The sequence below is a fragment of the Armatimonadota bacterium genome (assembly GCA_031081675.1).
Taxonomy (GTDB): Bacteria; Sysuimicrobiota; Sysuimicrobiia; order Sysuimicrobiales; family Kaftiobacteriaceae; genus Calidihabitans; species Calidihabitans tengchongensis.
In genome coordinates this window covers 1-10,320 of the sequence record JAVHLZ010000039.1, presented here as the reverse complement: position 1 = coordinate 10,320, position 10,320 = coordinate 1, and the positions used below count along the sequence as shown (strand labels likewise).

The following is a 10,320-nucleotide window of genomic DNA, read 5'->3' as shown; positions in this document are numbered from 1 at the left end:
GAGCGGCAGCCCGACTAGGTGCAGGCGTCGCGGGGCGTCCGCTGAGGGGACTGTCCCCACCGCGAGATGGTGCCTGTCACCCGCCGGGGCGCGGGGACAGTCCCCTCCTGCAGATAGGGACTGTCCCCGCCTGATGGGTCTGGGGCCGATGGCCGGTTCGGGCCATGGACGCGTGGCCCGGGAGCTGATAGCCTCGGGGTCGATCTCGCTTCCGGGAGGTTCGGCATGGCCAGGCGTCCGAGGGGCGTCATCGTTCACGCCGTGGTGCACGTGACCGCGCGAGGGAACCGGGGCAGTCCGATCTTCATGGACGAGGGCGACTACCGGGCGTTTCTGAGAGACCTGCAGGACCTGTGTGGGCAGCACGGCGCCCGGGTGCACGCCTACTGTCTGATGACCAACCACCTGCACCTGCTGGTCCAGGTGGGGGAGCGTCCGCTGTCCCCCGTGATGCGCGCCCTCCTCCACCGCCACGCCCGGAGGATCAACCGACTCTACTACGGAGGCGGCCACGTGTTCGGCGACCGGTTCTGGTCGCGCCCGTGCACCTCCGAGTCCGACGTCCTCAGCACCATCCGGTACATCCACGCCAATCCGGTCGAGGCGGGGCTGGTGGACGCGCCGGACGCCTATCCGTGGAGCAGCCACCGCATCTACCTGGGACAGGAGGAGGCTCCCTGGGTGAGTACGTCGGCGCTGGAGTTCTTCAGCGCCGACAGGGCGCGGGCGCAGGCCGCCTATGCGGTGTGGATGGCTGGCGGTCTGTCCGAAGCGGGGGCGAAGGGAGGAACCGGCCGGCCACGCCCCTATGGGGGAGCGGGGATCGGTCCGGCGCGGCGAACCCGCCACAGCGCGGGCAGCCAGGAATACCCCAGCACGTACGAGAACACCGCGGCACCGCCCGCGTAAGCGGCTCCGCCGGCAGCGGCCGCGGCCGGATGCCCCGCGAGGGTGGCCCCGGCGATCAGGACGCTGCCGGCGGTCAGCAGCACGAGCGGAACTGCCCCGGCCCGCGGCCAGTAGGGAGCCTCCAGCCTCGGCACGTCGTAGGCGCTCATGCCCAGGGCAAACCGGTAGTACCACATGAGGAACGGAGTCACCTTGTAGGCCTGGCCGGTGATGACCAGGGTCACCCACCCCAGCAGGTACCAGGCGACGGCGGCCGCGGCCCACCGGACACGGTCGCCCGGCAGTCCTCCGGCGGCCGCCAGCAGCACGCCCGCCCCCAGCACGGCCGTGCCGGCCGCCACCACGCGCCAGTGGGCGCGGGTGATGTCGGGAGCGGGCTTGGTCCACTGCCGCAGGAAGGCGGCCACATCCCACGCGTACAGCAGCGCCGCCACCCCCAGGGCGATCAGGCCCCACCGGGTGAAGGTTCCGCCCGCCAGCGCCCCCGCCGCGAGCCCGGCCACGGCTGCCACCCCCGCGAGCAGCACCGCCCGCGACCGCAGGACGGGTGACTCCTTCAGCCCGGCAAAGCGCGGCAGCAGGTAGTACGACGCGCCCGCGATCAGCAGGCCGAACCACCCCACCAGGCCCAGGGCCAGGTGGACCTGCAGCCCCGAGATCAGCAGGCGCGGCCAGACCGCCAGGCGCCAGTTGGCCGCCAGCAGCAGCCCCCACACCGTCACCAGGCCCAGGCACGCCGTCGCCGCCACCAGCAGGTCCAGCCCGGCGGGCCACCGGGACCGCCTTCTCACCACCGCGGCCGCCACGATCAACGTGTATCCCGCCGACAGCACCACCAGCACCCCACCGGCGATCAGAACGCCGGTCAGCCGCGCGCCAAACCCCACGGCCAGCGCCGCCACCCCGCCCAGGTACGCGGCGAACTGGATGACGACATCCCGTCCCGGGTCCCGCCGGACGCCGGCGGCGGCCGGCAGCAGCTGGTGCAGGGCCCCCAGGGCGATCATCGTCCCCCACCCCAGGGTGACGAGGTGGTTGGCGGCGAGGACGGCGGGAGACCGCACCTGCAGGGCGGCCAGGCGCGGAGCGGCGAAGGCGACCAGGGCGGCCACCACCGGAAACCCCAGGACGGCGGCCAGCAGGAACAGGCCCGAGCGGGTGAGGTGGGGACGGTCGGGCTGCGCCCAGGCCGGGCGGGCCGAACCCGAGGACATGGCGTCAGACGGGCAGGCGACCGCGCAGCGACTCCGGGTGGTGGGGTCCCGCGGTCGCGATCAGCGCCCGGGCGTGCTCCACCTGCTCCCACACGTTCCACAGCAGCACGCCCCGCACCCGACCCTCCCGCAGGTAGTACACCACGCCTTCCCGGTACGGTTCTCTCCAGTCCTCCACCACCTGCAGGCGCGCGTCCACGTCTCCGACGGCTTCGTAGCCCAGGTCAAACAGGTCCGAGTAGAAGAACGGGAGGTGGTGGTAGGGCTCGGCGCGTCCGGCCATGTTGCGGCCGGCCGCCTGGCCCATGGTGTTGGCGTTGTCCTCGTGCTCCACCCGGATCCGGGACCCCAGGGCGGGGGCGAAAAAGCGCGCCACGTCTCCGGCGGCGTAGATGTCGGGGTCGCTGGTGCGCAGGTAGTCGTCCACCACAATCCCGTCGTCGGTGCGCAGGGTGGCGGCGGCGGCCAGCTGATCGTTGGGCTGGATGCCGATGCCGGCCACCACCCCGTCCACCTCCACCTCCTGCCCGCGATCGGTGCGCAGGGCCAGCCGCCCGCCGCGGGCTTCCAGGCCCGCGGCCAGTTCTCCCGCCCGCACCTCCACTCCCCGCTCGCGGTAGTAGTCGTTGAGAAACCGGCTGAGCCCCGGGGGGAACAGGCGGGCCCCGATGCCCTCTTCGGGGAACAGCATGATGACCTGAACACCCTGCAGGGCCAGGGCGGCGGCGATCTCCGAGCCGATGAACCCGCCGCCGACGACGGCGAACCGGGTTCCGGGGGTCGCCCGCTCCCGCAGCCGGCGGTAGTCATCGTAAGTCCGGAAGTAGATGACATGCTCGCCGGCGGGGTCCAGGGGCAGGCGCCGGGGCTGTCCACCGGTGGCCAGCAGCAGCTTCTCGTAGGTGTAGGTCGCGCCCCGGTCATCCACCACCAGGTGCCCGGCCTTGTCGATCCGCACCGCCCGACGCCCCAGGTGGAGCTCGGCGCCCAGAGCGGCGGTGTCGCGCCAGATCTGCTCTTCGGGCTGCCCCTTCCACAGGCCCTTGGACAGGGGTGGGCGGTTGTACGGCGGGTGGGGTTCCGCGCCCAGGACACCGATGGTTCCCGAGGCGTCGACCTCGCGGATTCCCCTCACGGCTGCGTCGCCGGCCATGCCGGCGCCGATGATCAGGTAGCGGTAGTGCGGCATGAGAGACCTCCCGGGCGGGATCTGGTCTTCATCCTGGCCGAGGCGGCGGGTCTCGTCAACGGCTCAGGGGCCGGTCACGATGACCCTGCCCTTCATGTCCTGCGCGTGATACGTGCAGACGTAATCGTACACCCCCGGCCGGGAGAAGGTGAGGCGTGCCGACTGGCCGGGGCGCAGGTTCAGGAAGGGGAAACCGCCCCCCAGGACAGCCACCGAGTGGGTGAAGTTATCGGCGTTGTGCCAGGTCACCGTGCTGCCGGGCCGCACGGTGATCACGGCAGGCTCAAACCGGTAGCTGGGCGGCATCTCCACGCGGGTGGCGGCCACGGGCGCAGCGCTCCCGCCCCGGGCGCACCCGGCCGCCAGGACCAGGGCGAGGGCCGCCAGGACCCCCGCCGTTCCCCCCGCCGCGCGCGTGCGCCGCCTCCCCACGGGCTATGCCCTCCGGGCCGCCAGCATCTTCTGGCTGACGGCGGTGAAGATCGCGATGAAGGCCAGGGCGTCCAGCACCTCAGCCAGGGTGTGGGACGAACAGGACGATGTGAATCAGCAGGAAGACTGCTGGCGGAATGGCGTTGAGGAACCCTCCAAACGGCATCGGCTCTCCCTCCCCGTGGATGGCGAGTGTGGCCCGGGCGGGGGCGTCGCCGGCCGACGCCCGGCCCGGGAGTCCGCGACGACTCCCCCAAGGGCGACGAGCATCCCTCCAAAGATCACCAGGTGCGCCCGGTGGCGCGCGCGTCCGGAGGGGGCGGTGGACAGGTGCCCCGACGGATGACCAGCCTGCCGGAACGCCATGGCCTCGTCGATCGCCGCCCCCAGCCCCCCGAAGACGACCAGGGCCAGGCCCGCCCATACTGCAGCGGCGCGCACACCTCGCGCGGGCCTGTGTGATGGGACGGCCTGATCTTCCATCTCCACCCGGGCCAGCGGGGGGCCGACCTCTCTGCGCAGGCTATCATGACCGAGATTATTTGTCAATATATCTTGCTTTATTTGTTTCTATTGCCCTAAATCGAGAGGCGGGTGTAAGATTTTAGGTGATGCATCAGACGCGCCGCCGGATCGTGGAGCTGCTGCGGGTGCACGGGGGGCTCACCGTGGGAGATCTGGCCCGCCACCTCGACCTCACCCGCACGGCGGTCGTGAGCCATTTGGCGGCGCTCCAGGCCGAGGGTTACGTGACCCGGGCGGGTCTGCAGCCCGGGCGCAGGCGCCCGCGGGTGGTGTACACTCTCACGCCGGCCGCCGACGGCCTGTTCACCAAATCCTACGAGGAGTTTGCCGCCGCGCTGCTGGGGGAGCTGCGGTCTGTCGCGCCCGACGGACTGACGGAGGCGCTGCGCCGGATCGGAGACCGGTGGATCGCCCGCGACCTGCCTCGGGTGGAAGGGGCGACCGGGGTCCAGCGCGTGGAGCGCGCCCTGCAGGTGTTGGCCGAGCGGGGATTTCTGCCGCAGATGCAGCGGCGCAACGGGGAGTACGTGCTGAGGGAGCACAACTGCCCCCTGATGCGGCTGGCCGTGCAGGATGCGGAGGTGTGCGCCATGGTGCACCGGTGGCTGGAGGCGCTGTTCGGCACGTGCCTGGAGAGGACCCGGTGCATGCGGCTGGGCGACCCCTACTCGGAGTACCGCCTGGCAGCCCCGCCGGGTGCTGCCGGCAGGTAGGGTGTCGTGGCTCCGGTGATCGGCCTCAAGCGCGTCTACGACCCCCCGTCTTTGGCCGACGGGAAGCGGTTTCTGGTGGACCGCCTGTGGCCGCGGGGCCTCAGCGCCGCCGCGCTGCGAATCGACGGGTGGCTGAAGGATGTCGCACCCAGCGACGCTCTGCGGCGCTGGTTCGGCCACGACCCTCGCCGGTGGGACGAGTTCGTCCGCCGCTACCACGCCGAGCTCGACGCCCGCCCCGAGGCCTGGGCGCCCCTGGCGTCGGCGGCGCGGGAAGGCCCGATTACCCTGCTGTTCTCGGCCCGGGACACCGAGCACAACAACGCCGTGGCGCTGCGGGCGTACCTGCTGGGGCGGCTGACGGCTGGTCCGCGGCGGAGGGGACGGCGCGGGGCCTCCGCCGGGCGTTCTGACCGTTGACAGTCCCGCGACGCCTGTGCTACAAGGAGGGCACTTCCCCACCTCGAGGACGTCGGTGCCGGGACGACAATCCGATCCGCAGGTCCGGGAGGGCGCCCGGTGAGCAAGTGCCACGTGTGCGGCCTGCCCGACACCCAGACGGTCCTGGTCAAATGCCAGTGGTTCGGCCGGGGGACCAAGTGGCTGTGCGTGGAGTGCCTGCGCAGCCGTCCGCTTGCGGAGACTGCGGGGACCTCGCCGGAGGGGCGTACCAATCCTGCCGGCGTCCGCCAGCCTGCGCCACGCTCGTAGCCCTCGACAGTCCTTGACAGGGCCGGCGGTTTCTGCTAATTGAGAAGGCAACTCTGCCGCCTGCGGGCGGTGGGGTGAGGCCGCTGAGGAAGTGCGCCTAGGGTTCCGCCGCGCCTATCGGGCGCGGGCCTGGTTCTAGCGGCGCAGGCCGGCGATCCGCCCGGCTACACCGTCGGGAGAGAAGCCCGAGGGGGAGGTTCCTCGGTCCGGAAGGCGTGCCTTCCGGCGGGGGATCGTCCCCTCGGGCTTCGATGTCCTGGGCGGGAGGCCGCGGTGGACGACGGCATCGACATCGAGCGAGACGCCTGCGGGGTGGGGTTTGTCGCCGACGTGGCCGGCCGCCGCAGCCACGCCATCCTCGCCCAGGCCCTGGCCGCCGTCGCCCACCTTCGCCACCGGGGGGCGGTGAGCGCCGACGGGCGCACCGGGGACGGCGCCGGGGTCCTGACCCAGCTGCCCTACGAACTGCTGCGCCGGGACCTGGCCTTCAGCCTGCCCCCGGACCGCGTGGCCGCCGGGATGGTCTTCCTGCCCCGGCGCGACCTCGGCCGGGCACGCGCGCTGGTGGAACAGACCCTGGCCGCCGGCGGCCTGCCCGTCGTCGGCTGGCGTGCAGTCCCCACAGACCCGGACGCGCTGGGGGACCACGCCCGCGGCACGCGGCCGGAGATCGCCCAGGTGGTGGTGGCGCGGCCGGCGGGCCTGGACCCGGACGCTTTCGAACGCGTCCTGTACCTGTGCCGGCGGCGGATCGAGCGGTGCGCGCAGCAGGCCGGCCTCGACCTGTACATCGCCTCCCTGTCGGGCCGGACCATGGTGTACAAGGCCCTGCTGTCCTCGCCGGCGCTGCCCCGCTTCTACCCGGACCTGACCGATCCCGCCTACGCCACGGCCCTGGCCGTCTTCCACCAGCGCTACAGCACCAACACCTTTCCCAGCTGGCGCCTGGCCCAGCCGTTCCGGCTGCTGGCCCATAACGGCGAGATCAACACGCTGACGGGCAACGTGCTGTGGATGCGCGCCCGGGAGGCCTCTCTGCGCTCGGCCCTGTGGGACGAGGTCCTCGACGACCTGCGCCCGGTGGTGCAGGAGGGGGGGAGCGACAGCGCGATGCTGGACAATGTCGCCGAACTGCTGGCGCTGTCCGGCCGCCGCCTGCCCCACGTCCTGGCGATGTTGGTCCCCCAGGCCTGGGAAGACGCGCCCGGCGTGGATCCGGCCGTGCGGGCGTTCTATGCGTACCACGCCTGTCTCACCGAACCCTGGGATGGCCCGGCCGCCCTGGCATTTTCCGACGGGACGGTGGTGGGGGGCGCCCTGGACCGCAACGGCCTGCGCCCGGCCCGATACCTGGTGACGCGCGACGGCCGGGTGATCCTGGCATCCGAGGCCGGCGTCCTGGACATCCCTCCCGAGGAAGTGGCGGAGAAAGGGCGCCTGGGTCCGGGGCAGATGCTGGTGGTCGACACCGCCCGCGCTCAGGTGACGCGCGATCCCGACGTCAAGGCCGGGCTGGCGCGCCGTCAGCCGTATGGCGAGTGGGTACGCCGCCACCTGGTCAGCCTGCCCGCGCGGCCGGCGGGGCGTGCGGAGGTGCCGGGAACCGACGGGGTGCCGCTGCCCGTCCGCCAGCGCGCCTTCGGGTACACCGCCGAAGAGGTGGAGCGTATCCTGCGCCCGATGGTCCGCGAGCGGAAGGACCCGGTCTTCTCCATGGGCGACGACACGCCGCCGGCGGTCCTGGCGCAGCGGCCGCGCCTGCTCTATCACTACTTCAAGCAGCGCTTCGCCCAGGTGACCAACCCGCCGATCGACCCCCTGCGGGAGCGGGCCGTCATGTCCCTGGCGGTCCTGGTGGGCCCGCGGCCGTCGCTGCTGGAGGAGACGCCCGAACACGCGCGCCTCCTGCGCCTGCCCTCGCCCGTGCTCCTGCCCGACGAGCTGCGGTGGATCTGCGAGCACGGCCCCTACCGGGTGCGGCCGCTGCTGGCGCGCTTTCCCGCCGATCGGGGGGTCCAGGGACTGCGGGACGCGCTGGCGGAACTGGACGACGCCGCCGCCCAGGCTGCGGCGGCCGGCGAGCTGGTCTTGCTGCGGGATGGAGACATCGCTGCCGGATGGGCGCCGATCCCGATGCTGCTGGCGGTGGGCGCCGTGCACCACGGGCTGATCCGGAGGGGGCTGCGGATGCAGACCGCCATCCTGGTCGAGACCGCCGAGGCGCGGGAGGTCCACCACCTGGCGTGTCTGGTGGGCTACGGCGCCAGCGCCGTGTGCCCGATCCTCGCCCTGCAGACGCTGGCGGCCGACCCCGAGCTGCCGGGCCCGGTGGCCGAGCGGTGGGCGGCCTACCGCGCGGCCCTGGAGGCCGGGCTGCTGAAGGTGATGTCCAAGATGGGGATCAGCACCGTCAGCGGCTACTGCGGCGCGCAAGTCTTCGAGGCCGTGGGCCTGTGCCGGGGCGTGGTGGAGACCTACTTCAGCGGGACGCCCTCGCGCCTACAAGGGATCGGGCTGGAGGAGATCGCCGCCGACGTCCTGGAGCGCCACCGGGCGGCGTGGGCCGACCCCGCGGGGCCGCTGCCGGACCCGGGCCTGGTCCGCTTCCGGCGGGGTGGCGAGTACCACGCCTTCAACCCCTACGTGGTGAAGGCCGCCCACCGGGCCGCCCGCGAAGGCACCGACGCCGCCCGCGCCGCCCTGGACGGCCTAGTGACCTCCCGTCCGCCCACGGCGCTGCGCGATTTGCTGGAGCCGGTCCCCCGGTCTCCCATCCCCCTGGAGGAGGTGGAGCCGGCCGAGGCCATCCTGCGCCGCTTCGTCATCTCGGCCATGTCCTTCGGGGCCCTGAGCCGGGAGGCCCACGAAGCTCTGGCCATCGCCGCCAACCGCGTGGGAGCCCGCAACAACTGCGGGGAAGGCGGGGAGGATCCCCGACGCTACGGCACCGAGGCGAACAGCCGCATCAAGCAGATCGCCTCGGCGCGCTTCGGGGTGACGCCGGCCTACATCCTGTCGGCCGACGAACTGGAGATCAAGATGGCCCAGGGCAGCAAGCCCGGCGAGGGCGGCCAGCTGCCCGGCCACAAGGTGTCCGCGGAGATTGCCCGCATCCGCCGGGCCCAGCCGGGCATCACCCTGATTTCGCCACCCCCCCACCACGACATCTACAGCATCGAGGACCTCGCCCAGCTCATCTACGACCTGCGGGCCGTCCACCCCCGCGCCCGGGTGGCGGTGAAACTGGTGGCGTCAGCGGGGGTGGGGGCCATCGCCGCGGGCGTCGCCAAGGCCGGCGCCGACACCATCCAGATCAGCGGCCACGACGGCGGCACCGGGGCCTCGCCCCTGGACTCCATCAAGAACGCCGGCGTGCCCTGGGAACTGGGGCTGGCGGAGGTGCAGCAGGTCCTGGTCCGCAACGACCTGCGGGCGCGGGTGCGGCTGCGGGTGGACGGCGGGTTGAAGGTCGGGCGGGATGTCGTGGTCGCCGCGTGCCTGGGAGCCGACGAGTTCGGCTTCGGGACGGCGGCGGTGGTGGCCCTGGGGTGCGTGATGGCGCGCCAGTGCCATCTCAACACGTGCCCGGTCGGCATCGCCACCCAGCGGGAGGACCTGCGCCGCCGCTTTTCGGGGACCCCCGAGATGGTGGTCGCCTACCTGCGGGGCGTCGCCGAGGACGTGCGCCGGTGGCTGGCCCGTCTGGGTGTCCGATCCCTGGAGGAGGTGATCGGGCGGGTGGACCTGCTGCGCCCCCGCCCGGTGGACCACCCGCGGGCCCGGACGGTGGACCTGAGGTTCCTCCTGACCGATCCCGATCCCGCCGGCGACCGACCACGCCGTGCCGTGGCGATGACCGTCCCCCGGCCCGACAGCCGGCTGGACCGCCAGATCCTGGCTGACATCAGCACCGCCCTGGAACAGGGCCGGACGGTGGACCTCACCTATCCCATCACCACCGCCGACCGCGCGGTGGGCGCCCGGCTGGCTGGCGCGCTGGCGGAGCGGTACGGGGACGACGGCGTGGCAGCGGGGACGATCACCCTGCGGTTTCGGGGCAGCGCCGGCCAGAGCTTCGGCGCGTTCCTGGTGCCGGGGGTCACCCTGATCCTGGAGGGGGAAGCCAACGACTACGTGGGCAAGGGGATGGCCGGCGGGGAGATCATCATCCGCCCGCCGGCGGGATTCCCCCTCCCCTCCGAGCACAGCGTCATCATGGGGAACACCGTCCTCTACGGTGCCACCGGGGGACGGCTGTTCGCCGCCGGCCGGGCGGGCGAGCGCTGTGCCGTGCGCAACAGCGGGGCGGTGGTCGTGGTGGAAGGGGTGGGAGACCACGGCTGCGAGTACATGACCGGCGGAATCGTCGTGGTCCTGGGCGAGGTCGGACGCAACTTCGCCGCGGGGATGACCGGCGGGGTCGCCTACGTGCTGGACGAGGCGGGCGTCCTGCCCGCGCGCTGCAACCCCGAGCACGTGACCTGGGCGCGCCTGGAAGATCCCGACGACGAGGCGCTGGTCCTCAGGCTGCTGGCCGAACACGCCCGGCTGACGGGCAGCCGCCGGGCCGAGCAGATCCTGCGGCGGTGGGACGTGTGCGCCCCGCACATCTGGAAGGTGACGCCCC

8 protein-coding genes are annotated in these 10,320 nt (G+C 72.7%); 5 read left to right on the top strand and 3 right to left on the bottom strand.

Annotated elements, in window-relative coordinates; all coding sequences use genetic code 11:
• The first annotated feature begins 225 nt into the window (after positions 1-225).
• On the top strand, positions 226-909 hold the full coding sequence (locus tag RB150_11020) for a transposase (GenBank protein MDQ7821065.1): 684 nt from the start codon (positions 226-228) through the stop codon (positions 907-909).
• Here the strand turns inward: RB150_11020 and RB150_11015 are convergent.
• The 3 genes from RB150_11015 to RB150_11005 all read right to left on the bottom strand — a co-directional run bounded on the left by RB150_11015 (position 807) and on the right by RB150_11005 (position 3,744).
• Positions 807-2,123 carry a hypothetical protein gene (locus RB150_11015; protein MDQ7821064.1) on the bottom strand — a complete coding sequence of 439 codons (1,317 nt, stop codon included), beginning with the start codon at positions 2,121-2,123 and terminating at the stop codon, positions 807-809. The two genes, RB150_11020 and RB150_11015, sit on opposite strands and share 103 nt — an antisense overlap.
• Before the next feature lie 4 nt (positions 2,124-2,127).
• A complete protein-coding gene (locus tag RB150_11010; GenBank protein MDQ7821063.1) occupies positions 2,128-3,312 on the bottom strand; it encodes an FAD-dependent oxidoreductase in 1,185 nt (394 codons plus the stop codon).
• Between the two features lie 63 nt (positions 3,313-3,375).
• Positions 3,376-3,744: a cupredoxin domain-containing protein gene (locus RB150_11005; GenBank protein ID MDQ7821062.1), complete on the bottom strand. Its 369-nt coding sequence runs from the start codon at positions 3,742-3,744 to the stop codon at positions 3,376-3,378.
• Positions 3,745-4,355: 611 nt separating this feature from the next.
• Here RB150_11005 and RB150_11000 point away from each other — a divergent pair.
• The 4 genes from RB150_11000 to gltB form a co-directional block, all read left to right on the top strand.
• The gene (locus tag RB150_11000) at positions 4,356-4,982 is read left to right on the top strand and encodes an ArsR family transcriptional regulator (protein ID MDQ7821061.1); all 627 of its coding nucleotides are present in this window, start codon (positions 4,356-4,358) and stop codon (positions 4,980-4,982) included.
• Between the two features lie 15 nt (positions 4,983-4,997).
• Positions 4,998-5,402: a DUF488 domain-containing protein gene (locus tag RB150_10995; GenBank protein ID MDQ7821060.1), complete on the top strand. Its 405-nt coding sequence runs from the start codon at positions 4,998-5,000 to the stop codon at positions 5,400-5,402.
• Between the two features lie 99 nt (positions 5,403-5,501).
• Positions 5,502-5,693 carry a hypothetical protein gene (locus RB150_10990; GenBank protein ID MDQ7821059.1) on the top strand — a complete coding sequence of 64 codons (192 nt, stop codon included), beginning with the start codon at positions 5,502-5,504 and terminating at the stop codon, positions 5,691-5,693.
• A gap of 273 nt (positions 5,694-5,966) precedes the next feature.
• On the top strand, positions 5,967-10,320 hold a 4,354-nt coding region (gene gltB / locus RB150_10985; protein MDQ7821058.1), incomplete at its 3' end, for a glutamate synthase large subunit.